The organism is Microbispora corallina (assembly GCF_016863035.1).
Lineage (GTDB): Bacteria > Actinomycetota > Actinomycetes > Streptosporangiales > Streptosporangiaceae > Microbispora > Microbispora corallina.
The window spans coordinates 152337-176697 of sequence record NZ_BOOC01000002.1; the positions used below are offsets into that span (position 1 = coordinate 152337).

General features: G+C 73.1%; 28 protein-coding genes. 15 read left to right on the forward strand and 13 right to left on the reverse strand.

Annotated elements, in window-relative coordinates; all coding sequences use genetic code 11:
- Nucleotides 1-11: 11 nt before the first annotated feature.
- Nucleotides 12-1298 carry a Glu/Leu/Phe/Val family dehydrogenase gene (locus tag Mco01_RS02895; protein WP_204055328.1) on the forward strand — a complete coding sequence of 429 codons (1287 nt, stop codon included), beginning with the start codon at nt 12-14 and terminating at the stop codon, nt 1296-1298.
- A gap of 61 nt (nt 1299-1359) precedes the next feature.
- On the opposite strand, the gene Mco01_RS02900 is transcribed toward Mco01_RS02895, so the two are convergent.
- A complete protein-coding gene (locus tag Mco01_RS02900) occupies nt 1360-2247 on the reverse strand; it encodes a Gfo/Idh/MocA family protein (protein WP_204055329.1) in 888 nt (295 codons plus the stop codon).
- Nucleotides 2248-2314: 67 nt separating this feature from the next.
- On the opposite strand from Mco01_RS02900, the gene Mco01_RS02905 reads away from it, so the two are divergent.
- Both Mco01_RS02905 and Mco01_RS02910 read left to right on the forward strand, forming a co-directional pair.
- Complete coding sequence (locus tag Mco01_RS02905) at nt 2315-2644, forward strand: PadR family transcriptional regulator (protein WP_204055330.1); 330 nt, start codon at nt 2315-2317, stop codon at nt 2642-2644.
- A 1-nt stretch (nt 2645) separates the two neighbouring features.
- A complete protein-coding gene (locus Mco01_RS02910) occupies nt 2646-3497 on the forward strand; it encodes a hypothetical protein (protein WP_204055331.1) in 852 nt (283 codons plus the stop codon).
- Here the strand turns inward: Mco01_RS02910 and Mco01_RS02915 are convergent, their stop codons facing one another.
- Both Mco01_RS02915 and Mco01_RS02920 read right to left on the reverse strand, forming a co-directional pair.
- Complete coding sequence (locus Mco01_RS02915; protein ID WP_204055332.1) at nt 3498-4427, reverse strand: NAD-dependent epimerase/dehydratase family protein; 930 nt, start codon at nt 4425-4427, stop codon at nt 3498-3500.
- A 45-nt stretch (nt 4428-4472) separates the two neighbouring features.
- The gene (locus tag Mco01_RS02920; protein ID WP_204055333.1) at nt 4473-4820 is read right to left on the reverse strand and encodes a YrdB family protein; all 348 of its coding nucleotides are present in this window, start codon (nt 4818-4820) and stop codon (nt 4473-4475) included.
- A gap of 113 nt (nt 4821-4933) precedes the next feature.
- On the opposite strand from Mco01_RS02920, the gene Mco01_RS02925 reads away from it, so the two are divergent.
- Nucleotides 4934-5632 (forward strand): TetR/AcrR family transcriptional regulator, encoded by a 699-nt coding sequence (locus tag Mco01_RS02925; RefSeq protein ID WP_204055334.1) that lies wholly within the window; start codon nt 4934-4936, stop codon nt 5630-5632.
- A 21-nt stretch (nt 5633-5653) separates the two neighbouring features.
- Here Mco01_RS02925 and Mco01_RS02930 read toward each other — a convergent pair whose 3' ends face one another.
- The gene (locus Mco01_RS02930; RefSeq protein WP_204055335.1) at nt 5654-6589 is read right to left on the reverse strand and encodes an NADP-dependent oxidoreductase; all 936 of its coding nucleotides are present in this window, start codon (nt 6587-6589) and stop codon (nt 5654-5656) included.
- A gap of 105 nt (nt 6590-6694) precedes the next feature.
- Between Mco01_RS02930 and Mco01_RS02935 the strand changes: the two genes are divergently transcribed.
- Nucleotides 6695-7315, forward strand: a complete 621-nt coding sequence (locus Mco01_RS02935) for a TetR/AcrR family transcriptional regulator (RefSeq protein ID WP_239103291.1) — start codon at nt 6695-6697, stop codon at nt 7313-7315.
- Nucleotides 7316-7438: 123 nt separating this feature from the next.
- Here Mco01_RS02935 and leuA read toward each other — a convergent pair whose 3' ends face one another.
- On the reverse strand, nt 7439-9148 hold the full coding sequence (leuA, locus tag Mco01_RS02940; protein WP_204055534.1) for a 2-isopropylmalate synthase: 1710 nt from the start codon (nt 9146-9148) through the stop codon (nt 7439-7441).
- A 371-nt stretch (nt 9149-9519) separates the two neighbouring features.
- On the opposite strand from leuA, the gene Mco01_RS02945 reads away from it, so the two are divergent.
- Together Mco01_RS02945 and Mco01_RS02950 are read left to right on the forward strand one after the other, a co-directional pair.
- Nucleotides 9520-9765 carry a DUF2630 family protein gene (locus tag Mco01_RS02945; RefSeq protein WP_204055337.1) on the forward strand — a complete coding sequence of 82 codons (246 nt, stop codon included), beginning with the start codon at nt 9520-9522 and terminating at the stop codon, nt 9763-9765.
- A gap of 186 nt (nt 9766-9951) precedes the next feature.
- Nucleotides 9952-10944, forward strand: coding sequence for a GNAT family N-acetyltransferase (locus tag Mco01_RS02950; RefSeq protein WP_204055338.1), 993 nt, complete (start codon nt 9952-9954; stop codon nt 10942-10944).
- A gap of 163 nt (nt 10945-11107) precedes the next feature.
- Here Mco01_RS02950 and Mco01_RS02955 read toward each other — a convergent pair whose 3' ends face one another.
- The 7 genes from Mco01_RS02955 to urtA form a co-directional block, all read right to left on the reverse strand.
- Nucleotides 11108-12199, reverse strand: coding sequence for a YeiH family protein (locus Mco01_RS02955; RefSeq protein ID WP_204055339.1), 1092 nt, complete (start codon nt 12197-12199; stop codon nt 11108-11110).
- Complete coding sequence (locus tag Mco01_RS02960) at nt 12196-12435, reverse strand: hypothetical protein (protein ID WP_204055340.1); 240 nt, start codon at nt 12433-12435, stop codon at nt 12196-12198. The genes Mco01_RS02955 and Mco01_RS02960 overlap by 4 nt, the downstream gene beginning before the upstream one ends.
- A gap of 77 nt (nt 12436-12512) precedes the next feature.
- The gene (urtE, locus tag Mco01_RS02965) at nt 12513-13205 is read right to left on the reverse strand and encodes an urea ABC transporter ATP-binding subunit UrtE (RefSeq protein WP_036322264.1); all 693 of its coding nucleotides are present in this window, start codon (nt 13203-13205) and stop codon (nt 12513-12515) included.
- Nucleotides 13192-13965, reverse strand: coding sequence for an urea ABC transporter ATP-binding protein UrtD (gene urtD / locus Mco01_RS02970; RefSeq protein ID WP_239103292.1), 774 nt, complete (start codon nt 13963-13965; stop codon nt 13192-13194). The genes urtE and urtD overlap by 14 nt, the downstream gene beginning before the upstream one ends.
- Nucleotides 13962-15086, reverse strand: coding sequence for an urea ABC transporter permease subunit UrtC (gene urtC, locus Mco01_RS02975; RefSeq protein WP_204055341.1), 1125 nt, complete (start codon nt 15084-15086; stop codon nt 13962-13964). Before urtC ends, urtD begins: the two co-directional genes overlap by 4 nt.
- Nucleotides 15083-15937 carry an urea ABC transporter permease subunit UrtB gene (gene urtB, locus Mco01_RS02980; protein WP_204055342.1) on the reverse strand — a complete coding sequence of 285 codons (855 nt, stop codon included), beginning with the start codon at nt 15935-15937 and terminating at the stop codon, nt 15083-15085. The genes urtC and urtB overlap by 4 nt, the downstream gene beginning before the upstream one ends.
- Nucleotides 15938-16061: 124 nt before the next feature.
- Nucleotides 16062-17240, reverse strand: a complete 1179-nt coding sequence (gene urtA / locus Mco01_RS02985) for an urea ABC transporter substrate-binding protein (protein ID WP_204055343.1) — start codon at nt 17238-17240, stop codon at nt 16062-16064.
- 227 nt (nt 17241-17467) lie between these two features.
- Between urtA and Mco01_RS02990 the strand changes: the two genes are divergently transcribed.
- The 8 genes from Mco01_RS02990 (at nt 17468) to Mco01_RS03025 (ending at nt 23435) form a co-directional block, all read left to right on the forward strand.
- A complete protein-coding gene (locus Mco01_RS02990; protein ID WP_036322270.1) occupies nt 17468-17770 on the forward strand; it encodes an urease subunit gamma in 303 nt (100 codons plus the stop codon).
- Nucleotides 17767-18126, forward strand: a complete 360-nt coding sequence (locus tag Mco01_RS02995) for an urease subunit beta (protein WP_204055344.1) — start codon at nt 17767-17769, stop codon at nt 18124-18126. The genes Mco01_RS02990 and Mco01_RS02995 overlap by 4 nt, the downstream gene beginning before the upstream one ends.
- Nucleotides 18123-19847: an urease subunit alpha gene (locus Mco01_RS03000; protein WP_204055345.1), complete on the forward strand. Its 1725-nt coding sequence runs from the start codon at nt 18123-18125 to the stop codon at nt 19845-19847. Before Mco01_RS02995 ends, Mco01_RS03000 begins: the two co-directional genes overlap by 4 nt.
- A gap of 43 nt (nt 19848-19890) precedes the next feature.
- Nucleotides 19891-20850: an urease accessory protein UreF gene (locus Mco01_RS03005; RefSeq protein ID WP_204055346.1), complete on the forward strand. Its 960-nt coding sequence runs from the start codon at nt 19891-19893 to the stop codon at nt 20848-20850.
- Nucleotides 20851-20897: 47 nt separating this feature from the next.
- Entirely contained in the window at nt 20898-21611 is a 714-nt protein-coding gene (gene ureG / locus Mco01_RS03010; protein ID WP_204055347.1) for an urease accessory protein UreG, read from the forward strand.
- Nucleotides 21612-21616: 5 nt separating this feature from the next.
- Nucleotides 21617-22405, forward strand: coding sequence for an urease accessory protein UreD (locus tag Mco01_RS03015; protein WP_204055348.1), 789 nt, complete (start codon nt 21617-21619; stop codon nt 22403-22405).
- Nucleotides 22406-22511: 106 nt separating this feature from the next.
- Entirely contained in the window at nt 22512-22853 is a 342-nt protein-coding gene (locus Mco01_RS03020) for a YciI family protein (protein WP_204055349.1), read from the forward strand.
- A 99-nt stretch (nt 22854-22952) separates the two neighbouring features.
- Complete coding sequence (locus Mco01_RS03025; RefSeq protein WP_204055350.1) at nt 22953-23435, forward strand: hypothetical protein; 483 nt, start codon at nt 22953-22955, stop codon at nt 23433-23435.
- A 22-nt stretch (nt 23436-23457) separates the two neighbouring features.
- On the opposite strand, the gene era is transcribed toward Mco01_RS03025, so the two are convergent.
- Entirely contained in the window at nt 23458-24360 is a 903-nt protein-coding gene (gene era / locus Mco01_RS03030) for a GTPase Era (protein WP_204055351.1), read from the reverse strand.
- Nucleotide 24361 lies beyond the last annotated feature (1 nt).

Sequence of the window (24361 nt, forward strand, 5' to 3'; positions counted from 1 at the left end):
CACTCCCCGACATGACCATCACGGACTTCCCGACAACGGCGTCGGGGGTTCGGGACGCGGTCCCCGATCCCCTCTCCCCCCGTCCCTCCGCCCCGGGGGACCGCGCGCTCGCGGCCGCCCGCTCCCGCCTCGCCGAGGCGTCCCGGTTCCTCGGCCTCGACGACAACCTGCACCGGATGCTGGCCACCCCCCGGCGCTCCCTCGCCGTCTCGGTCCCCGTACGGCGTGAGGACGGCCACATGGAGGTGGTCGAGGGCTGTCGTGTGCAGCACAACCTGCTGCGCGGCCCGGCCACCGGCGGCGTCCGCTTCCATCCGTCCGCCGACCTCGCCGGGGTCACCGCGCTCGCGATGGGGACGACCTGGGCGTGCGCCCTCGCCGGCGTCCCGTACGGCGGGGCCGCGGGCGGCGTCGCCGTCGACCCCCGCGAGCTGACGCCACGCGAGCTCGAACGCCTCACCCGCCGCTACGCGAACGAGATCCTCCCCCTCATGGGGCCGGAGAAGGACGTCCCGGTCCCGGACGCCGGCACCGACGAGCGGACCGTGGCCTGGATCATGGACACCTGCGGCGGCGACGCCGGCCACCCGATCCCCGGGACGGCGACCGGCCGTGCCGGGGCCACCGCCCGCGGCCTGGAGATCGTCGCCCTGCGGGCGCTGGACCGCGCACCCGAGGGTGTCACGGTCGCCGTTCAGGGCTTCGGCGCGGTGGGGGCGCTCACCGCGCGGCACCTCGCCGACGCCGGCTGCCGGGTCGTCGCCGTGTCGGACGCCGCGGGCGCGGTCGTCCGGCCGTCCGGCCTGGACGTCGCCGCCCTCCGCGCGCACACGGCGGAGGCGGGCTCGGTGCGCGGCTTCGCCGGCGCCGACGCGCTCGGCCGCGACGAGCTTCTCGGACTCGACGTGGACGTCCTGGTCCCGGCGGCGCTCGACGGCGCGATCACGGCCGCCGAGGCGTCCCGCGTGCGGGCCCGCCTGGTGGTCGAGGGCGCCGACGGCGCGGCCACTCCCGAGGCGGACCTCGTCCTCGCCGACGCCGGGACGACCGTGGTGCCCGGCATCCTGGCCAACGCCGGCGGCGTGATCGCCTCGTACCTGGAGCCGGCGCAGGACGCGCAGGCGCGCTCGTGGAGCGCCGGCGAGGCCGGGGCGCGGCTGCGCGACCGCATGGAGGACGCGTACCGGGCCGTGCGGGCGCTGGCGGACGACGAGGGGCTCACGCTGCGCCGGGCCGCCCACGCGATCGGGGTCCGCCGGGTCGCCGAGGCGCACCGGCTCCGCGGCCTCCATCCCTGACCCGCAGGTCTCACCCCTGGGCGGCCTCCGGCCCTGAGCCGCCGGTCACCCTTGCGCCGCCTCACCCGGCGGCGGTGACGATGTCCTCGCAGAGGGCGTGCGTGGCGAGGGCGTCGTCGGCGGTGAGCAGGCGTTCCTCCCGCACCGCGTCGAGGAAGGCGCGGCAGATCGGCTCGATGCCGCGCTGCCGCGCCACCGGCGTCCAGTCGCCCCTCCGGGTCAGCGCCTCGCCGTCCGCGTAGTCGACCACGTCGCCCAGGTTGACCACCCTGCGCTTGCCTCCCCCGCCCATGACCTCGCAGGTCTCCTCGGCGGCGCCGCTGGTGCGGCTCATGACCCCGAGGGCCGTGAAGCCGTCCCCGCCGAGCTCCAGGACGACATGCTCCAGCAGGCCGTCCCGGACCCGCGTCCTGACCGAGGTGCGGGTGACCTCCCCCGGCACGAGGAAGCGCAGGGTGTCGACGACGTGGATGAAGTCGTCGAACACCACGGTCCGCGGGTCGGACAGGGGTCCCCGGCGGTTCTTCTGCATGAGGACGAGGTCGCGCGGCAGCTCGCGGAGGGCGGCGTAGCCGGGGGCGTGCCGCCGGTTGAACCCCACCATGAGCGACCGGCCGCGCTCCCGCGCCAGCCGGACCAGCTTCTCGCAGTCGGCGAGGTCGTAGGCGAGCGGCTTGTCGACGTACACGTGCACGCCGGCCTCCAGCAGCGCGGTGACGATCGGGACGTGCGCGACGGTCGCGGCGTGCACGAACGCCGCCTCGATCCCGGCGCCGAGCAGGTCCTCGACCGAGGTGAAGCGCGGCCCGATCCGGTAGGCGTCCCCGAGACGGCCGAGCCTGTCCCGGTCGCGTGTGCACAGGTGCGGCTCCACCCCGGGGGTGGCCGCCAGCACGGGCAGGTACGCCTTCTCGGCGATGTCCCCGAGCCCGATGATGCCGATTCTCATGCGGCCCACCCTAGCCCTTGCTCATTTCCGCTTACTAAGTGAAACTGAATAACGAGGGGAGGCGGGAATGGGACGACGGACTCCGGACCTGGGCCGGTTCACCGATGTCGCGTTACTCGTGCTGGTCAGCCTCGCGGAGGGCGACAAGCACGGCTACCGGATGATCCAGGACATCGAGGAGTTCTCCGGCAGCTCACTGGAGCCGGGGACCCTGTACGGCGCGCTGATGCGGCTGGAGGAGCGCGGATGGATCGAGGCGCTCCCCTCCGACGAGAGGAGGCGGCCGTACCGGATCACTCCTCAGGGCGTGGACGCCCTGCGCGAGCAGCTCGCGACGCTGCGCCGGATCGAGGAGACGGGCAGCCGCCGGGCCCGCCCGTCGTGGGGGGTGGCCTGAGATGCGCCGCCTGGCCGCCGCCGTGCTGCTGCTCTACCCCTGCGCCTGGCGGGCCCGGTACGGCGTGGAGGTCCGCGACCTGGTCGCGAGCCGTCCCGTCCGCCCACGCACGGTCGCCGACCTGCTGATGGGCGCCGCCGACGCCTGGATCCACCGCGGCGCCGCGATCCGGGCCCGGGGCCTGTCCCCCGGCTTCGCCGTCCCCGTCCTCGCCATCGGCGCGTGGGCGCTGCTGTTCCTGTGGAACCCAGGGATCCGCGACGTGCCCAGCCTCCAACGGGGATGGGCGGCCGCGCGGGAGACGGGAGCGCTCGCCCGGATCCTCGCGACCGCCGGCCTGGACGCCTTCGCCGTCGCGAGCCTCCTGGCGGCGCTCTCGCTGACGCCGCTCATGGCCCGCGCCGCCCTGGGGATCGTCCGTCCCCGGGGGGACGTCCAGCGGTCGGTGTGGGTCCTGGTCGCCGGCGCGCTCCTCGCCGTCCCCGTGGCCGGGCTGGTCTACGTCCACATCGGCATGGCCCACTTCGACGTCGGCTTCCCGGTGGGCCCGGTCGGCGACGCCATCACGGGCGGGTTCTTCACGCCGACGGCGCTCGCCTTCGCGGCGGTCCTGCCGTCCGCGGCCGGCGCCGCCCCCGCCTTCGCGGGCGCGGCGAGGCTCACGCGGCGACTCCAGGCGCTGACGGCCGCCCTCGTGGTCCTCGCCTGGATCCCCGGCCTCGTCCTGGTGGCCCTCGGCCTCGGCGGGGAGTCCGCCCGCTTCCTCGTTGCCGTCGCCGTGTCGGCCCTGTGCAGCGTCGTCATGACCGCCGCCGCCGTGCTGCTGCGGGCGCCCCGGGCGGACGGCGCCTGATCAGCGCTCGCGCCACCAGCGGACGGTGGCCTCGAGCGCGGCGTCGAGCGGGGTGGGGGCGAGGCCGAGGACGGCCTGCGACGCCGTGGAGTCGAGGACGTACGGCCGGTCGAACTGGTAGCGGGTCTCGCCCATCTCCCGGAGCATCGGGACGGCCAGGCCCGCCGCCTTGAGCGCCCATCCGGGGACGCGGCGCAGGCGGGGCGCGGGGGCGCCGGCCAGCGCGCAGACCCGCTCGGCGACATGGCGGATGCTCACCGCGGGGCTCGTGGGCACGTGCCAGGCCCTCCCCCACGCGGGTTCCGCGGCCGCCGCCGCGACCAGCGCCCGCGCCACGTCCGGCAGGTACGTCCAGCTGTGCGGGATGTCCGGGTCGCTCAGCACCGTGGCGGGCCGCCCGGCCAGCAGCGGGGGCACGAAACGCGAGCCGAGGTACGCCTGGTCGGACGCCTGAGGACCGAAGTAGTCGGAGCCCCGAACCTCGGTCACCCGCACCCGGCCGGCCTCGTGCGCGGCGAGGGCCTGCTCCCACATCCGGGCCCGCACGCGGCCCTTGACGCCGGAGGAGGCGAGCGGCAGGTCCTCGGTCATCGGGCCGTCCACCGGGCCGTACGCGTAGAGGTTGCCGAGTGTCGTCAGCACGGCCCCGGACGCCTCGGCGGCCGCCAGCAGCGAGGCCGCGACCGGGGGCCAGTCGCGCGGCCACCGGTGATACCTGGGGTTCGCGCAGTTGTAGAGGGCGTCCGCCCCCTCGGTCACGGGCCGCATGGCCTCGGGGTCGGCCGCGTCGGCCGTGACGAGGGCGACCTCGGGACGGCGCGGCCCCGAACCGGAACGGGTGACGACGACGGCCTGGTGCCCCTGGTCCGCGAGCAGGCCGGCCACCTGCCCGCCGACCTGGCCCGCTCCGACGACGACGTGCTTGCCCATGACTCTTTCTCCTTCGCAGATCGGTCTCTCGGGGAGCGCGGGGGCTCAGACCGCGTGGAACGTGAGCCGCAGGACCGCGTCGACGACGTACACGGCGGCGAAGACCACTCCGGCCGTGACGAGCCCGGAGGCGGCCAGCGCGAGCGCGCCGGCGCCGAACCAGGCGGCCTCGAACACCGCGCGGGCGATCCCGTGCAGCTGGTGGGGCGCCTTCCCACCCGCCATGAACAGCCCCCACAGGGTCGCGAGGACGGCGGGCGCCCCCAGGCCCAGCAGGATCCGTACGGCGAGGTTCGGGCCGGCGGTGAAGCCCCAGTAGCCGGCGGCGCCGAGGACGCCCAGCTCGAGGAAGAACATCAGAGCCGCCGCGCCGCCCCGCACCACTGTGAGCATCGTTTCCCCTAGAAGTTCGTCGCTCTCTTATGAGAGCAATGCTCTCGCCAAGGACGGCTCTTCGTCAAGAGCGGTGCTCTCGGATTTTTACGGTGCTCTGCTAACCTGGGGCCATGAACGTGAGCCGTACCGCACGGGAGCGGGTGAGGGCGGAGCTCATCCGGGAGATCACCGACATCGCGCGGCGCCACCTGGCCACCGAGGGGGCGTCCGGGCTGTCGCTCCGCGCGGTCGCCCGGGACATGGGCATGGTGTCGTCGGCCATCTACCGCTACTTCCCGAGCCGCGACGACCTGCTGACCGCCCTCATCATCGACGGGTACAACGCCCTGGGCGAGGCCGTCGAGGACGCCGACGCGGCCTGCCCGCGCGAGGACGTCACCGGCCGCTGGCTGGCCGTGTGCCGCGCCGTGCGGGAGTGGGCGCTGGCGCACCCGCACGAGTACGCGCTGCTCTACGGCTCGCCCGTGCCGGGCTACCGGGCCCCGCTCGACACGGTCGCGCCCGCGATCCGGGACACGGCCGTGTACGGCCGCATCGTCGCCGACGCGCACCGGGAGGGCCGGCTGTCGCCCCCGGCGTTCTGCCCGCCGCCCCCGGCCGTGCTGGCCGGCGACGCGGAGGTGGTCCGCACGCTCATGCCGGACGTGCCGGACGACGTGGTCACGCGCGCGATCGCCGCCTGGACCTGCCTGTTCGGGATGGTCAGCTTCGAGCTGTTCGGCCAGTTCGAGAACACCATCACCCACCGGGCCGAGCTGTTCGACCACAACATGACCTGCATGGCCGCCCTTCTCGGCCTCCCGGTCTAGCCGCGGGCGATGCCGGGGTCGTCAGCCCCCGGGAACAGTCAGGACGATCTTGCCTCGCCGCGGCCCCTCCGCGGCGAACGCGTGCGCCCGGGCCGCCTGCGCCAGGGGGAACGCCTCCTGCACGGGAAGGCGGAAGCGTCCCTCCGCGAAGAGGGCGGCCGCGGCGGCGAGACCGTGGCGGCCGCCCGGCTCGCCGCCGAACTCGCCCGTCGAGAGGCGGACCCCGAGCCGCGGGCCGGAGAAATCGGCGAGCGTGACCACCGACGCCGCCGTGCCGGTGAGCGCGACGAGTTCGGGGAGCGACCCGGCGCCGGCCACGTCGAGCGCGCGGTCGACCGGTCCTTCGTCCAGCCCGCGAACCCGCTCCGGCAGTCCCCGGCCGTACGTGACGGGGGTCGCGCCGAGCCGGGCGACGAACGCCTGGTTGGCCGGGCTCCCCGTCCCGATCACCCGGGCGCCCCGCGCGATCGCCAGCTGCACGGCGACGCTGCCGACGCCGCCCGCCGCGCCGTCGATCAGCAGCGTCGTTCCCTCTCGCACGTCGAGCAGGTCGAGCGCCCGGGTCGCCGTCTCGACGCTCGTCCCGCTCGCACCGGCCTCCTCCCACGGCATGGACGCCGGTTTCGCCGTCCAGAACGCCAGGACCGCGAACTCGGCGCTCGCCCCGCCGAGCCGTGAGACGTCGACCGCGCCGAACACCTCGTCCCCGACCGCGGTGCCGGTGACGTCCGGGCCCACCTCGTCGACGACTCCTGCCGCGTCGACCCCCGGAACGTGCGGCAGGGCGAGCCTCTCAGCCGCCGGGGACCGTCCCGCGCGCAGAGCCAGATCCACCGGCGAGACCCCGGCGGCTCTGACCCTGACGCGGACCTCCCCCCGCCCCGCGTGCGGCTCGGGGAACTCGCCGAGGGCGAGCACCTCAGGGGGACCGAACCTGTCGAACCGGACAGCGAACAACGCGCACCTCTTCCACGCTGGAGCAACACGACCGCGCACTACCGTAGGAGCGGAAGAGGAACAGCCGTCCCGGACGACGGCGAAGTGAGAGGCGGGCGGGGCGCATTGACTCGGAAACGCCGTTCGGACGCCGAGGACAACCGCAGACGCCTGGTGGAGGTCGCGCGGGCCGCGTTCGCAGCGGACGGCCTGGACCTGCCGGTGCGCGAGATCGCCCGGCGCGCGGGCATGGGCGCCGCCACCGTCTACCGGCACTTCCCGTCGCGGGACGACCTCGTCGCCGCCGTGCTCGCCGAGCGGGTCGCGCGGTGCGAGGAGGACATGCGGGCCGACCTCGCCGACCCGGACTCACGCCGTGCGCTGCGCGGCGCCATCCTCCGCTTCGCCGAACGGCAGGCCCACGACCGCGGTCTGAACGACGCGCTGCTCGGCTCGCACGCGGCGGGAGCGGCGTTCGCCGGACTGCGCCGCGCGCACGCCGCGGCGTTCGCGCGCCTGGTCGAGCGCGCACGACGGGACGGCGCCGTCCGTCACCAGGTGTCGGTCGAGGACGCGCGGACCGCCCTGAGGGCGATCGCCTACCTCCGGGCCCTCCCGGCCCCGAGCGCGTCCTCGGCCATCCCGAGACTGACGCGGGTGCTGCTGGACGGGCTGCTGAACGAGGAGGAATCCGGACCGGGCGCGCCGACCGGGCCCGCACATGCCGAAGGCGGCAGCCCGGGATGACCGGAGATGCCGCCTTCGACGGGTGACCGGTCCGCCGCCTCGTGGGCGGGTCGCCGGAGATCGTGGAGGATCACGGGGCGGGCGGGGACGGATCGCGACCCGGCGCCCCTGTGCGAGAAGGGCTCAGCGCGCCGCCGGACGGGAGACGCGGTTGACCGCGGAGATGATGGCCTTGAGGGACGCGGTGGTCGTGTTGCCGTCGATCCCCACGCCCCAGAGCACCTCGGCGCCCTCGGGACCGGCGACCTCGCACTCGACGTACGAGGCGGCCTTGGCGTCGGTGCCGGAGCTCAGCGCGTGCTCGGTGTAGTCGAGGACCCGTACGGCCACGCCGACGCCGGCGAGCGCGTCGCAGAACGCGGAGATCGGGCCGTTGCCGATGCCCTCGATCTCCCGGACCTCGCCCTCGAAGCGGACGTCGGCGCTGATCGCGTCCTTGTCGTCGACGGTCGAGGAGTGGCGGTGGGCCAGCAGGCCGACGCGGCCCCAGGGGCGGGCGGGGTCGGGCAGGTACTCGTCGGTGAACAGATCCCACATCTCGTGCGCGGTGACCTCGCCGCCCTCGGCGTCGGTGCGGGCCTGGATGACGCGGGAGAACTCGATCTGCAGCCGCCGCGGCAGGTCGAGCTGGTGGTCGGCCTTCATGATGTAGGCGACGCCGCCCTTGCCCGACTGGCTGTTGACCCTGATCACGGCCTCGTAGGTGCGGCCGATGTCCTTGGGGTCGATCGGCAGGTACGGCACGGCCCAGGCGAACTCGTCCACCGGGACGCCGGCCGCGGCCGCGTCGCGCTCCAGGTGCTCGAGGCCCTTCTTGATGGCGTCCTGGTGGGAGCCGGAGAAGGCCGTGTAGACCAGCTCGCCGCCCCACGGGTGGCGGGGGTGGACCGGCAGCTGGTTGCAGTACTCCACCACCCGGCGGATCTCGTCGATGTCGGAGAAGTCGATCTCGGGGTCGATGCCCTGGGAGAACAGGTTCATCCCCAGCGTGACCAGGCACACGTTGCCGGTGCGCTCGCCGTTGCCGAACAGGCAGCCCTCGATCCGGTCGGCGCCGGCCAGGTAGCCCAGCTCTGCGGCGGCGACGGCGGTGCCCCGGTCGTTGTGCGGGTGCAGGGACAGCACGACCGAGTCCCGGTGCGCCAGGTGGCGGTTCATCCACTCGATCTGGTCGGCGTACACGTTCGGCGTGGCCATCTCGACCGTGGCCGGCAGGTTGAGGATGACCTTGTGGTCGGGGGTCGGCTGCCAGACGTCGGTGACCGCGTTGCACACCTCGACGGCGTACTCCAGCTCGGTCCCGGTGAAGGACTCGGGCGAGTACTGGAAGTAGATGTCGGTGCCCTCCATCTCGGCCGCCAGCTTCTTGCACAGCTTGGCGCCGTCGACGGCGATGGCCGTGATGCCGTCCCGGTCCAGGCCGAAGACGACGCGGCGCTGGAGGGTGGAGGTGGAGTTGTACAGGTGGACGATGGCCTGCCGGGCCCCGCGCAGCGACTCGAAGGTCCGCTCGATCAGCTCCGGCCGGGCCTGGGTCAGGACCTGGATCACCACGTCGGAGGGGATCCGCTCCTCCTCGATGATCTGACGGACGAAGTCGAAGTCCGTCTGGGACGCCGCGGGGAAGCCGACCTCGATCTCCTTGTAGCCCATCCGCACCAGCAGGTCGAACATCTTCAGCTTGCGGTCGGCGTCCATCGGGTCGATGAGCGCCTGGTTGCCGTCACGCAGGTCCACGGCGCACCATCGGGGGGCCCGGGTGATGACCTTGTCGGGCCAGGTGCGGTCGGTCAGCCGTACGGGCTCGAACGGCGCGTACCGATGGAACGGCATGGGGCTGGGCTGCTGAGGATTGGGCTGCTGAGGATTGGGCTGCTGGGAATCGGGCTGCGGCATGTTCATCGTGCTCCTTGTCGGGCGCCCGGCGACCTCGGCATGACAAGCCGATCGATTCGGTAAGGGGTCACCGGAGGAAGGACCTGGCGGCCGACGCGCATGCCTCTCGCACCGCGGCGAGGGAGCCGGCCTCTTACAGGCCCTCGCCGCGGCGGATAAGAAGGAGTCCGCGCAGCATGTCAACGAGGCTAGCAGACGGCCGCCACCGGCCGAGACCGTTGCCCACATCCCGAGACGTCCCTCTATGTCGCGAGACGTACCTCCAGGTGACGCAGGCTAGGGTGATCCCACGCGAAGGAGGCGATGGCATGAAGGACAACGAGATCCTCGGGCAGATCAAGGAGCTCGTCGACGAGGAGCACGGGCTCCGTCAGCGGCTCGCGGCCGGCGAGCTGACCTCCGATGAGGAGCACGCCCGCATCACGTACATCGAGGAGTCGCTCGACCGCTGCTGGGACCTGCTGCGCCAGCGGCGGGCCCGCCGCGACGCCGGCGAGGACCCCGACTTCGCCGCTCCCCGCCCCGTCAGCGAGGTCGAGAACTACCAGCAGTGACCCCCGCGCCCGACGCGACGGGGCGGGCACGGGAAGCGAACGGCACGACGCGACACGGCGGGCGGCGGGCGGCGGGCGGCGGGCGGCGGGCGGCAGGGCGGCAGGGCGAGTACCGGCGGCGCGAACGGCGGTGGGCGCGGGGAAAATGGCTCGCGTCGCTGACCGGCAGTGCGATTGGCTGTCGGCATGCACCCCGACTTGCGCATGGAGCGCCTCGATCCCGCGAGCCCGGGCGACGGCCTCACCGCCCTGCACGGCATCGTCACGGCGCAGGACCCGGCCGGGCCCGTGATGTCGCCGCGGCACTTCGCGGCGCGGGCCGGGTCCGGGGCGGCCGGTGAGCGCGCGGAGACGTGGGTGGCCTGGGACGGCGGCGAGGTGGTCGGCGGGCACATCGCGCACTACCCGCCCGGCGAGAACGGCCATCTGGTGATCCTGCGCCTGGCGGTGCACCCCGGCCGCCTCCGCGAGGGCATCGGCACGTCGCTGCTGGACCACGCGATCGGCCGGGTCCGCGCCGACGGCCGGCGGGTGATCGTGGCCGAGGCGGCGGCCGACGCTCCCGGCTCGGCCTTCGCCAAGGGCCGGGGTTTCGCATTGGCCGGTACGGAGTCGCGGATGGTCCTCGACCTGACCGCCGCCGACTGGTCCGGCCTTGAGCTGCTGCGCGCCCGCGCCGCCCGGTCCGCGCGCGACTACTCCCTCGAACGGTGGACCGGCCCGGCCGGGCCGGACCTGCTCGACGACATGGCCTGGCTGATGAACGGCATGAACGACGAGCCGATGGGCGACCTCAAGATCGAGGAGCGCCGGTGGAACGGCGACCGGATCCGGGCCATGGAGGAGTCCACGGCGCGGACGGGCCTCACGACGTACACGATGGTCGCCCGGCACACCGCCACCGGCGAGCCGGCGGGCTTCACCCAGCTGCTCGTCGACCCCTGCGAGGGGGGCGGGTGGGCGTGGCAGTCGTCGACGAGCGTGCTGCGGCCGCATCGGGGCCGCCGGCTGGGGCTGGTGATCAAGCTGGCCGCCGTCACCTGGTTCCGCGCCTGCGAGCCCTCGATCGAGCGGGTCGTCACGTGGAACTCCACGGCCAACCCGCACATGCTGGCGATCAACCGGGCGCTGGGCTACGAGGTGCTCGACGGCTGGAACCTGTGGCAGCTGGAGATGTGACCGGGCACGCCCTGTCCCGCTCGCGCGGGAGGAAGCAATCGGCCGTGCGCAGGGCCGGGTCCAGGTCGCTCACCCAGGGAGAGACCGGCGAGGCCAGAGGCGTTCAGGCGTGCGATCGCTTCCTCCACACCCAGTTTAACCAGCACATTTGCCCTCAAACTGGTCACAGGCCGATCCAGGCCGAGGCGGCCACGACGAGCCCGAGGGTGACCACGGTCACGGTCAGCTCGGCCAGCGCTCCGACCACGAACGGCCGCAGCCCCTGGCGGCGGATCGCCCGGAAGTCGGTGCTGAGCCCCACCCCCGCGAACGTCAGCAGGAACGCCCACCGGGACAGGTTGCCGATCGAGGCGACGTCCGCCTTGGCGATCACACCCGCCGTGGCGAGCGCCGACACCGCGAGGAACCCGAGCACGAACTTGGGGAACTTCGCCCACAGGAACCGCGTCCGGTTCCCGACCGCCCGCGCCTGCCCCCGGGCGGCCCAGAACAGGGCGAACCCGAGCACCACGAAGCCGATCGTGGCGTTGCGCGTCGACTTGGCGAGCACGGCGATCTTGCCGGCCTCGTCGGAGTAGAGGGCGCCGGCGGCGGTGGCCTCGGCCGTGTTGTCCACGGCGAGCCCCGCCCAGAGCCCGAACTCGTGCGCGGACATCCCGATGAGGTGCGCGACGGCCGGGTAGGCGAACAGGCCGAACGCGCCGAGCGCGAGGATGGCGGCGATCGCGAACGAGGCGTCCTCGTCGTCGGCGTCGATCGCGCCCTTGCCGGCGATGATGGCCGACACGCCGCAGATCGAGGAGCCGATGGCCAGCAGCGAGATCAGCTTCGGCCCGAGCCCGAACCACCGGCCGATCACCACGACCACGCCGATCGCGACGAACAGCTCGACGACCACGAGCGCCAGGCTCACCCCGCCCAGTTTGAGCACGTCGCCCAGCAGGAAGCGGGCTCCGAGCAGGACGATGCCCAGCTTCAGCCAGAACTCGTACGTCGCGACGCCCGGCCGGAAGATCGGGTGGACGCCGACCGTGTTGGTGACGACCAGGCCGAACACGATGGCCCAGAGCACGTACTCGATCTTGGGCAGCGACCAGCCGGTCGCGGCGTCGAGGTCGGTGAGCCAGGTCTCGGCGAGCTTGCCCGCGTAGCCGATCACGGCCAACAGGAGCAGCCCGGGGACGAGGGCCGCCGCCCGGCGGACGAGGTCGGGGGACGCCGGCGCGGCCGACGGGGAGGCGGCGTGCGCGGTCACCAGCCGACCTCCGGCAGAAGGCCGATCACGGCGGCCGCCACGATCACGGCGGCGACGCCGACGGCGATCCAGTCGAGGATCGGCGTCCGCTCCGCGCGGGGGGCGGCCGCCTCCCCGGCGGCGACCGCCTCCTCGGGGAACGTCTCGCCGGGGCCGGGCTCCTCCGGAGGCCGGGTGACGGCGGCCTCCGGCGTCGAGGGGTGGTCGGGGACGGGCTGTGGTGTCGTCGCGGACAAGGCGGTTCTCCTTGAGCTGGGGGGACGCGACACCCGCAGCCTAAGCCCCTAATCCCTACTAGTAAACAGGGTAATCGCTAGACGGCCAGTAGCCGGTGCACCTGCTCCCCGCGCAGCTCCTCGGCGGCGCCGGAGTGCGCGACCCGGCCGGCGTCGAGGATCACGAAGCTGTCGGCGAGCCTGAGGGCGAGGTCGAGGTACTGCTCGACGAGCAGCATGGCGAGGCCGGCCGCGTGGAGCCGCTCGATCGCCTCCTCGATCTCGATGATGATGGACGGCTGGATGCCCTCCGTGGGCTCGTCGAGGATCAGCAGCCTCGGCCGGGTGACCAGGGCGCGGGCCATGGCGAGCTGCTGCTGCTGACCGCCGGACAGGAAGCCCGCCGGCCGTTTGAGCAGCGGCTTCAGCCGGGGGAAGACCTCCAGGGCCTCCTCCAGCGCCGTGGGGTCCCGGTGGGGGGACGCCTCCAGCGTCACCATCAGGTTGTCCATCACGGTCAGCTGGGGGAACGTCTCGTGGCCCTGGGGCACGTAGCCCATGCCGAGCCGCACGCGCTCGTCCGGCCGCAGGCGGGTGACGTCCCTGCCCTCGAACGTCACCGAGCCGGCCGTCGCGGGGAGCACGCCCATGATCGTGTTGAGCAGGGTGGTCTTGCCGACGCCGTTGCGGCCCATGACGCAGACGAGACGGCCCTCGGTCACCTCCAGGGACACCCCGAACAGCACCCGCGCCCTGCCGTACCCCGCCTCGAGCCCCTCAACGGACAGCATCCTCGGCCTCCTCCCGCGCCCGTCCCAGATAGATCTCCTGCACCCGGGGGTCGGCCCTGACCTGCTCCACCGAGCCCTCCATGAGCACGCGGCCCTCGTGCAGGACGGTCACCATGGAGGCGTACCGCCGCAGGAAGTCCATGTCGTGCTCGACCACGATCACCGTGTGGTCGCGCGCCACCTGGGTGAGCAGTTCGCCGGTCCGGGCGCGCTCGTCCTGCGCCATGCCGGCCACCGGCTCGTCGAGCAGCAGCAGCCGCGGCTCCTGCGCGATCAGCATGCCGATCTCCAGCCACTGCCGCTGGCCGTGGGACAGGACCCCCGCCCTGCTCGACGCCAGCGACTGCAGCCCGGTCGTCTCCAGGGCTCGCTCCACCGCCTCCGAGACGCCGCGGCGGCGCCGCAGCAGCGACCACAGCGGGCGGCGGAACGACGCGGCGAGGTCGAGGTTCTCCAGCACGGTGAGCTCCTCGAACACCACCGACGTCTGAAACGTGCGGCCCACGCCGAGCCGCACGATCTCGTGCTCCCTGCGGCCCACGAGCTCCTCGTCCCCGAACCGCACCGACCCGCCGGTCGGCCGGGTCAGGCCGGTGACGACGTCGATGAGCGTGGTCTTGCCCGCGCCGTTCGGGCCGATGAGGAAGCGCAGCTCCCCCCGGCCGACCGACAGGTCCACCCCGTCGAGTGCCTTGAAGCCGTCGAAGGCCACCTCGAGGCCGGTGACGGCCAGCAGAACGTCCTCGCTCTCATCGGTCACGCGGCGGCCCTCCTTCGCGTCACGGACCGCCACAATGTGACGGCCAGGCCCGTCAGGCCCTTCGGCGCCAGGGTCATGACGAGGATGAACAGGGCGCCCTGCAGATAGAGCCAGGCCTCCGGCAGCTCCTCGCTGAAGTAGGTCTTGGCGTAGCCCATGACGACGGCGCCGAGGACCGCCCCCGCCAGCGCGTACCGGCCGCCGACGGCGACGCCGACGACCAGTTCGAGCGACGGCACGACGCCGAGCAGCGCCGGCGAGATGATCCCGACGACGGGCACGAAGAGCGCCCCCGCGATGCCCGCCATGCCCGCCGAGATCGCGAACGTCACGGTCTTGACCGCCGCCGGGTCGTAGCCGAGGAACCGCACCCGGTCCTCTCCGTCCCTGATCGCCAGCAGGAGCCGGCCGAAGCGGCTGCGGACGAGCTGCCGGGCGCCCAGGTAGAGGACCCCGAGCACGGCCGCGACGAGCACGTAGAGGCCGCGCTGCGTCCCGTCGGCCGCGACGTCGTTGCCGAAGAAGTCGAAGAAGTTGGTCAGGCCGTTGGTGCCGCCGGTGAGCCCCTGCTGGCCGACCAGCAGGATCACCAGCGCGGCGGCGAGCGCCTGGGTGAGGATCGCGAAGTACGCGCCCCTGACCCGCTGGCGGAAGACGAGGACGCCGAGCAGCAGCGCCACGGCGACCGGCAGCACGACGACCATGGCCAGCGCGAACACCGGGTTCCCGAACGGCCGCCAGAGCGCGGGCAGGTGGTCCACCCCGCTCCAGACCATGAAGTCGGGCAGGTCGCCGCCCGCGTCGTGCAGCTTGAGGTACATCCCCATCGCGTAGCCGCCGAGCCCGAAGAACACGCCCTGCCCGAGCGTCAGCATCCCGCCCTGGCCCCAGGTGAGCCCGATGCCGAGCGCCACGATCGCGTAGCAGAGGTACTTGGCGAGCAGCCCCAGCCGGAACGGCTCCAGCGCGAGCGGGGCGACCACCAGCATCAGCACGGCGACGGCCGTGAAGACGGCCGGGCCGCGCAGGCGCGTCCAGCGCGCCGGGGCGGGCTCGGCGGGGACGGGACGCGCGGGCGGCTCGGCCGGCGCGGCCACCGTGGAGTCCTGGAACGCGGTCATGACAGGGCCCTCGATCGGAGCACGAACAGGCCCTGCGGCCTGAGCTGGAGGAACCCGATGATCGCCACGAAGACGATCACCTTGGCGAGGCTGGCGTCGGACCAGAACTCGGCGTAGGAGTTGAGCAGCCCGAGGCCGAGCGCGGCCAGGACCGCGCCCTTGAGCTGGCCCAGTCCGCCGGCCACCACGACGAGGAACGCGTCCACGATGTAGTAGGTGCCGAGCGTGGGCCCGACCGGCCCGATGAGCGTGAGGGCGACCCCGGCGATCCCGGCGAGCCCCGAGCCGATGAAGAACGTCACCTGGTCGACCCGTCCGGTGTTGATGCCGCTGGTCGCGGCGAGCCTGCGGTTCTGCATGACCGCCCTCATCCGCCGGCCCTGCCCGGTCCGGTGCAGGTACGCCCAGATCGCGACGACCGACAGCACGGCCAGCGCCATGATGAACAGCCGGTTGTACGGCAGGATCCCGACGCCCCCGCGCAGCCAGGTGGGCGAGACGACCTGCACGTTCGGCGCCCCGAACAGGTCCCGCGCCGCCTGCTGGAGCACCAGGCTCACTCCCCAGGTGAGCAGCAGCGTGTCGAGCGGCCGACCGTAGAAGTGCCGGATGAGCAGCCGTTCCAGCACGAGCCCCATCACGCCCGCGACGCCGAACGCGGCCGGCAGGGCGATCAGGAACCCCACGCTCTGCAGCAGGTAGGCCGTGTACGCCCCGGCCATGATGAACTCTCCATGGGCCATGTTGATGACGCCCATCTGGCCGAACGTGAACGTCAGCCCGAGGGCGATCAGCAGCAGGACCGCCCCGATCGACAGCCCGATAGGGAGCTGGTTCAGCACCCCCTCCACGTCGTGCCCTCCTCTCGCCCGCTCCGGTCGCCTGTCATCGGTGATCGCACCGTCGTCCCCTCCTTCGTCGTGGACTCCGGGCCCGGCCGCCGCGCGCGGCCGGGCCCGCCCGAGCGGCGCCTCGTCAGACGAGGCCGCCGGCCCAGGAGTACGTCTTCAGGTAGGGGTCGGGCTTGATGGGCTTGCCGGAGTTCCAGACCTCCTTGATCTGGCCGTCCGGCTGGACCACGCCGATCCTGGCCGTCTTGTACACGTGCTGGTTGTCGCCGTCGATGGTCACCTGGCCCTCGGGGCGGGCCAGCGTGACCCCGGCCGCGGCCTTCTTGACCGCCTCGACGTCGGTGCTCCCGGCCTTCTTGACCGCCTCGGCCCACAGGTAGACGGCGTTGTAGCCGGCCTCCATCGGGTCGGAGGTGACCTTGTCGGCGCCGTACTTGGCCTTGAACGCGGCGACGAACTTCTGGTTCTCCGGGGTGTCGGTGGTCTGGTAGTAGTTCCAGGCCACGAGCTGCCCGGCGATGTTGTCGACGCCGATGCCCTTGACCTCCTCCTCGGCCACGGACACCGACATCACGGGCATCTGGTCGGCCGTGACCCCGGCGCTCTTCAGCTGCTTGAAGAAAGCGACGTTGCTGTCGCCGTTCAGCGTGTTGAAGACGGCGTCGGGTTTCGCCTCGATGACCTTGTTGACCAGCGTGCTGTATTCCGTGTGGCCGAGCGGCGTGTACTCCTCACCGAGGATCTGCATTCCGTTGGCCGCGGCGTACGCCTTGATAATCTTGTTCGCGGTCCGGGGGAAGACGTAGTCGCTGCCGACCAGGAACAGTTTCTTCTTCCCCTTTTCCTTGAGATAGTCGAGGCCGGGGACGATCTGCTGGTTCGTCGTCGCACCCGTGTAGAAGATGTACGGCGAGCTCTCCAGTCCCTCGTACTGCACCGGGTACCACAGGAGGGCTTTGCGCTTCTCGAACACGGGCAGCATCGCCTTGCGACTGGCCGAGGTCCAGCCGCCGAAGACGGTCGCGACCCGGTCCTGCGCGATGAGCTTGGTGGCCTTCTCCGCGAACGTGGGCCAGTCGGAGGCGCCGTCCTCGATAACGGGCTCGATCTTCTTGCCCAGCACGCCGCCGGCCGCGTTGATTTCGTCGATCGCCAGGAGTTCGGCGTCCTTCACCGTCACCTCACTGATCGCCATCGTCCCACTCAGTGAGTGGAGAATGCCGACCTTTATCGTGTTTCCGCCTCCCGACGAGGATCCGCCGGCCGTCGTCGACGATTGCCCGCCGCAGGCCGCCAACGCCATCGCGAGAACCGCCGCCGCGGTTCCGATACGCCAGGCCGAATTCCGCAATTGCTCCTCCTTGCCTACGGCCCCCGCGCCGATCCGTCTGCCGTCAAGGTGAGCGCGATAGATTTCCCGATAAGATCTGACACGTTAACAACTCATGAGCGAAGGCTCACGTCCGCCCCGATACACGTACGAAATCAGCAGGTAACGCGAGAGAAACGCCGGTTACCTATCGTCCCGCCATGCGGCTCACTCCACACGAACAGGAACGCCTGCTCATTCACGTCGCCGCGGGCGTGGCCCGCGACCGCAAGGAGCGCGGCCTGCGCCTCAACCATCCCGAGGCGACCGCGGTCATCGCGTCCTTTCTGCTGGAGGGCGCCCGGGACGGCCGCACCGTGGCCGACCTGATGGACGCCGGGCGCAAGGTCCTGCGCCGTGAGGACGTCATGGAGGGCGTGCCCGAAATGCTGGAGTCCGTCCAGATCGAGGCCACCTTCCCCGACGGCACCAAGCTCGTCACCGTCCACAACCCGATCGCATGAACCCCGGCGAGATCCTGTACGGCGAGGGGGACGTGCCGCTGAACCCCGGCCGCGAGCGGGTCACGCTCCGCGTGGTCAACACCGCCGACCGCCCGGTCCAGGTGGGGTCGCACTACCACTTCGCGGCCGCCAACCCCGGCCTCGAGTTCGACCGCGCGGCCGCGTGGGGCACCCGCCTGGACATCCCGGCCGGCACGGCCGTCCGGTTCGAGCCCGGCGTCGAGCGCGACGTGACGCTCGTGCCGCTGGCGGGGGCGCGGGTCGTGCCGGGCCTGCGCCCGGAGTGGGCCGGCCCGGTCGACGCGGGACCGCCGGAGGGAAGCCGGGCCCCCGGTACCGCTGGAGGTGGGGAATGACGAGCATCGAGCGCTCCCGCTACGCGGCGCTGTACGGCCCGACGGCCGGCGACCGGGTCCGCCTGGCCGACACCGACCTGTTCATCGAGGTCACCGAGGACCTGTCGGTGGGGCCGGCCGGGGCGGGCGACGAGGCCGTGTTCGGCGGCGGCAAGGTGATCCGCGAGTCGATGGGCCAGGCCCGCACCACCCGGGCCGAGGGCGCCGCCGACCTCGTGATCACGGGCGCGGTGATCCTCGACCACTGGGGCGTGGTCAAGGCCGACATCGGTGTGCGCGACGGCCGCATCGTCGCCATCGGCAAGGCCGGCAACCCCGACACGATGGACGGCGTCCACCCCGATCTGGTCATCGGCCCGTCGACCGAGATCCTGTCCGGCAACGGGAAGATCGTCACGGCCGGCGCCGTCGACTCCCACGTCCACCTGATCTGTCCCCAGATCCTCGACGAGGCCCTCGCGTCCGGCGTGACCACGATCGTCGGCGGCGGGACCGGGCCGGCCGAGGGCACGAAGGCCACCACCGTCACCGGGACCTGGTATCTGGCCCGGATGCTGGAGTCCCTGGACGCGTACCCGGTCAACGTGGCCCTGCTCGGCAAGGGCAACACGGTCAGCGAGGAGGGGCTGCTCGAACAGCTCAGGGCGGGCGCCTCCGGCTTCAAGCTGCACGAGGACTGGGGCACCACCCCCGCCGCCATCGACGCGTGCCTGCGCGTGTGCGACGCCACGGGCGTCCAGGTGGCCATCCACACGGACACGCTGAACGAGGCCGGGTTCGTGGAGTCCACGCTGGCGGCCATCGCGGGCCGGGGCATCCACGCCTACCACACCGAGGGCGCCGGGGGCGGCCACGCGCCCGACATCATCACGGTGGCCTCGCACGCCAACGTGCTGCCGTCGTCCACGAACCCGACCCGGCCGCACACCGTCAACACCCACCACGAGCACCTGGACATGCTCATGGTGTGCCATCACCTCAACCCGTCGATCCCGGAGGACCTGGCGTTCGCCGAGTCCCGCATCCGGCCCTCGACGATGGCGGCCGAGGACGTGCTGCACGACATCGGCGCGATCTCGATGATCGGATCGGACTCACAGGCCATGGGCCGCGTGGGCGAGACCGTCATCCGCACCTGGCAGACGGCCCACGTCATGAAGCGGCGGCGGGGCGCCCTGCCGGGCGACGGCGCGTACCCGGCCGACAACCTCCGCGCCCGCCGCTACGTGGCCAAGTACACGATCAACCCGGCCGTCGCCCACGGGCTCGACGGGGAGATCGGGTCGGTCGAGGTGGGCAAGCTCGCCGACCTGGTGCTGTGGAGCCCGGCGTTCTTCGGGGTGAAGCCCGACCTCGTCGTCAAGGGCGGCGTCATCGCCTACGCCCAGATGGGCGACGCCAACGCCTCGATCCCGACGCCCCAGCCGGTGCTGCCCCGGCCCATGTTCGGCGCGGCGCCGGTGACCGCCGCGGCCACGTCGGTGCACTTCGTCGCGCCGCTGGCGGTGGAGGACGGCCTGGCCGGCCGCCTCGCCGTGGCGCGCCGGCTCGTGCCGGTCGCCGACGTGCGGGCGCGCCGCAAGGACGCGATGCCGCTGAACGACGCGCTGCCCGACATCCGGGTGGACCCCGACACGTTCGCCGTACGGGTGGACGGGGAGCTGATCGAGCCCGCCCCGGCCGAGGAGCTGCCGATGGCGCAGCGGTACTTCCTCTTCTGAGCGGGCGCATGACACGAGGAACGGCGCGGGAGGAGACAGCCTGATGCACGACAGGTCGTACGGGGACGGCCACGCGCACAGCGGGACGCCGGGGGACGCGGCGCTCCTCCTGCTCGCCGACTCCCGGCTGCCCGCCGGAGGCCACGCCCATTCGGGCGGCGCCGAGGAGGCGGTGCGGCTGGGCACGATCACGGGCCCGGAGGACCTGGCGCGGTTCCTCCGGGGCCGGCTCGCCACCACGGGGCTCGTCGCCGCCGCCCTCGCCGCCGCGGCCTGCGAGCTCGCCGCCACCGCGCGCCCGGCGGGCGGCGTCGAGGGCGAGCAGCCTCGGCGGCTCGGCCTCGGGCACCTCGTCCAGGCGCGGCCGGGCGAGGACGCCGGGGATCCGGCCGAGCCGTGGCGGCGGCTCGACGCGGAGGCCGACGCGCGCACCGCGTCGCCCGCGCAGCGGCAGGCCGCCCGCACCCAGGGCCGGCTCCTGCTGCGCACGGCCCGGCGGATGTGGCCGTCGCCGGTCCTCGACGCCCTCGCCGCCGCCGTGCCGGAGGGGCCGCACCATCCGATCGCGCTGGGCGCCGCGGCGGCCGCGGCGGGCTGCGAGCCGTACCAGGCGGCGCTCGCGGCCGCGTACTCCTCGGTGACCGGCCCGGCCACCGCCGCCGTGCGGCTGCTCGGGCTCGACCCTGTCACCGTGCACCGGCTGCTCGCCGACCTCGCCCCGGCGCTCAACGACGCCGCGCACGCCGCCTGCGCGTCCCTGATGGACGCCGTGGTGATGGACGCGGGGGTCGTGGACACGGGGCTCGGGGACGCCGGGCCTGTGGACGCGGGACCTGGGGACGCGGACGGCGGCGATCCGCTCACCGCCGATCCCCTGGACCCGGACTTCCCGGCCGGGCCGAGGGGGTCGGGCTGGCCGGCGCTGCCCGGCCACGCCGCACCGATGCTCGACCTCCTCGCGGAGGGCCATCTGAAGAACGCGATGAAGCTGTTCGTCTCCTGACGTCCCGAGCCGTCCGACGGCTCCCGAGCAAAGGACAGGTCCACCATATGGGTGCTCACCACGACGACCTCCACGACGCCGCGGAACCGCACGGTCGCGCGCTCCGCCTCGGCATCGGCGGGCCGGTCGGCAGCGGCAAGACCGCCCTCGTGGCGGCCCTGTGCCGCAGCCTCGGCCCCTCGATGCGGCTGGGGGTCGTGACGAACGACATCTACACGACCGAGGACGCCGACTTCCTGCGCCGCGCCGGGGTGATCGATCCCGAGCGCATCCTCGCCGTCCAGACCGGGTGCTGCCCCCACACGGCGATCCGGGACGACATCGCGGCCAACCTCGACGCGGTCGAGACGCTGGAGGAGCGGTTCGGCCCGCTCGACCTGGTGATCGTGGAGAGCGGGGGCGACAACCTCACCGCCACGTTCAGCCGCGGCCTCGCGGACCGGCAGATCTTCGTCCTCGACGTGTCCGGCGGCGACAAGGTGCCCCGCAAGGGCGGGCCCGGGGTCACCTCCGCCGACCTCCTCGTGGTCAACAAGACCGACCTCGCGCCGTTGGTGGGCGCCGACCTGACCGTGATGTCCCGCGACGCGGCGGCCGTACGGGAGACGAAGCCGGTGCTGTTCACCTCCATCCGGGAGGACAGGGGCGCCCACTCGGTCGCCGAATGGGTCACGGCCATGGTGGGCGCCTGGCAGCACGACCACGGCGAGCCGGGGCGTCCCCACTCCCACGAGCACGTGCCGTCCGCCCCCGCCTCCTGACCGCCGTGGCACGACCGGACCCGGTTCCCGCCTCGGGGGTGGCGGCGCGGGCGCTGATCAGGACCGCGGCCGCCCGGGGCGGGGGTACGGTGCTGGAGACGATGCGCTCCGACCCTCCGCTCACCCTCCGCAGGACCGGGCCGGAACGCGTCCACCTCGTCTCGACCGGGGCCGGTCCGCTCGGGGGCGACCGGCTGGCCCTGGACGTCGACGTCGCCGCGGGCACGTCGCTGGAGGTCCGCTCCGTCGGGGCGACGCTCGTCCTGCCCGGCGCCGTGCCGGGCCACTCCGTCATGGTCGTGCGCGCCCGCGTAGCGGAGGGCGCGGCGCTGCGCTTCTCCCCCGAGCCGACCGTGCTCGCCGCCGGATGCGACCACCGCCTGGTCGTACGGCTCTCGCTCGCGCCGGGCGCGACCGTGTTCTGGCGCGAGGAGATCGTCTTCGGACGGCACGGGGAGCGGCCCGGCCGCTGCCACACCCGGATCGACGTCACCGTGGCCGGGCGCCCGCTGCTGCGGCAGGACCTCCTCGTGGGCGACGCCGCGGTCGACGGCAGCCCGGCCGTGTACGGCGACGCCCGCTGCGTGGGCTCGACACTGCTGGCCGGACCGGCCTTCGCCCCTCCGGCGCCGGGCGACGGGAAGGACGAACGGGCGGCCGCCCTGGGGGACGGCTGGGCGGCGCTCCCGCTCGCCGGGCCGGGCGCGCTGGCCTCGGCCGTCGCCGAAGACGCCGTACGGCTGCGTGAGAGGCTCGAGCGGGCCGAGGACGCCGCGCTCCACATGGCGGTCTAGGAACGCGTGGATGATCCTCCCGATGACCCTGCGCGCGGGGAAGGCCGGGAAGCGCTGATCGAGGAACACCTCGACGAGATCACCGGGTTCACGGCAGGATCGTGGGATGACGCACTTTCTCATCTCCTTCCCCAGCGCCGCCATGGTGATCTCGGAGGAGGACTTTCCCGACGTGGTACGCGACTCCCACGCGGTGATTCAGGAGGCCAAGGACGCCGGCGTGTACGTCTTCGGCGGCGGGATAGACGAAGACGTCGACCCCGTCCTCGTGGCCGGTGACGGCACGGTGACGGAGGGCACCTATCCGCAGACCACGCAGTTGAACGGCGGGTACACCATCCTGGACCTGCCCTCCCGCGAGGCGGCGCTGGAGTGGGCGCAGAAGATCGCGGCCTCCTGCCGCTGCTCGCAGGAGGTCCGGGCGTTCCAGTACGACCCGCTCGCCTGACGGGATGCGGTGGTCCCGAGCGTGTGAAGAGTCAGGAGAAAAGGGGCGCGCCGGGCCGCATGCGGCGTCTTACCGGCAGCACGCCGTAGCCTGGTGATCGTGCCGGAACTCACCCCGCCGCTCCACGGAACCCCCGGCGGCAGGAGCGCCTGCAGCGTCCTGCTGGCCGTCGGCGTGATCGTCACGGGCCTCGCGCTGGCCGTCACCGCACTGCTGCCCTGGGCGGGCGTCACGGCCGAGGTCAGCGTGCTGGACGCCGAGCTGACCCGGGCCGTGCGGGGCGTCGACGCCGGTTCCGGCTGGTTCGTCATGGGCGCCGGGATCGCGGCCATGCTGCTCGGGGTGCTCGGCGCGGTGCGCAACTGGCTGTTCACGGGCTTCGCCATCCTGCCCGGGGCTGTGGCGGCCTTCGCGCTGGCGATGTTCCTCACCGACCCGCAGGACCTGGCCGGGCGGCTCGCCTTCCGCATCCCGGGGGTCGTGAGCGTGCACCCCTCGATCCAGTACGGCTGGTTCGCCGGCCTGCTGTCCTCGATCGCGGTGGCGGTCCTGGCCGCCGCCGCGTTCCTCCGCCGCCGGTGACCGGCAGCCGGCGGGACGGGTGTCAGTCGTAGAAGCCGAGGCGGCGCAGCTGCTTGGGGTCGCGCTGCCACTCCTTGGCGACCTTGACCCGCAGGTCCAGGTAGACCCGAGTGCCGAGCAGCGCCTCGATCTGCTGCCGGGCGCGGCTGCCGACGTCCTTGAGCCGGGCGCCGCCGGGGCCGATCACGATGGCCTTCTGCGACGGCCGCTCGACGTACATGAACGCGTAGACGTCGAGCAGGTCGTCGCGGCCCTCCCGGGGGGCCATCTCCTCCACGACCACGGCGATCGAGTGGGGCAGCTCGTCGCGGACACCCTCCAGCGCGGCCTCCCGGATCAGCTCGGCGACCAGCACCTGCTCCGGCTCGTCGGTCAGCTCGCCCCCCGCGTACAGGGGCGGCGACTCCGGCAGGCGCGCGACGAGCTGGTCGGCGAGCACGTCGAGCTGCTCGCCGCTCTCGGCCGACACCGGGACGATCTCCTCGAAGGAGGCGAGCGCGGACACGGCGAGCAGCTGCCCGGCGATCTGCTCCCGGGTGGCCAGGTCGCACTTGGTCACGACGGCCACGACCGGCGTCTTCTTCACGGCGGCGAGCTTGTCCACGATGAACCGGTCGCCCTTGCCGATCGGCTCGTTCGCCGGGACGCAGAAGCCGATCACGTCGACCTCCGTGAGCGTGGACAGCACGAGGCTGTCGAGCCGCTCGCCCAGCAGCGTACGGGGGCGGTGGAAGCCGGGCGTGTCGACGATCACCAGCTGGGCCTCCGGCCGGTGGACGATGCCGCGCACGGCCCTTCGGGTGGTCTGGGGCTTGGAGGAGGTGATGGCGACCTTGGTGCCGACCAGGGCGTTCATCAGCGTCGACTTGCCGACGTTCGGCCTGCCGACGAAGCAGGCGAACCCGGCGCGGAAATCGGGGCTCACG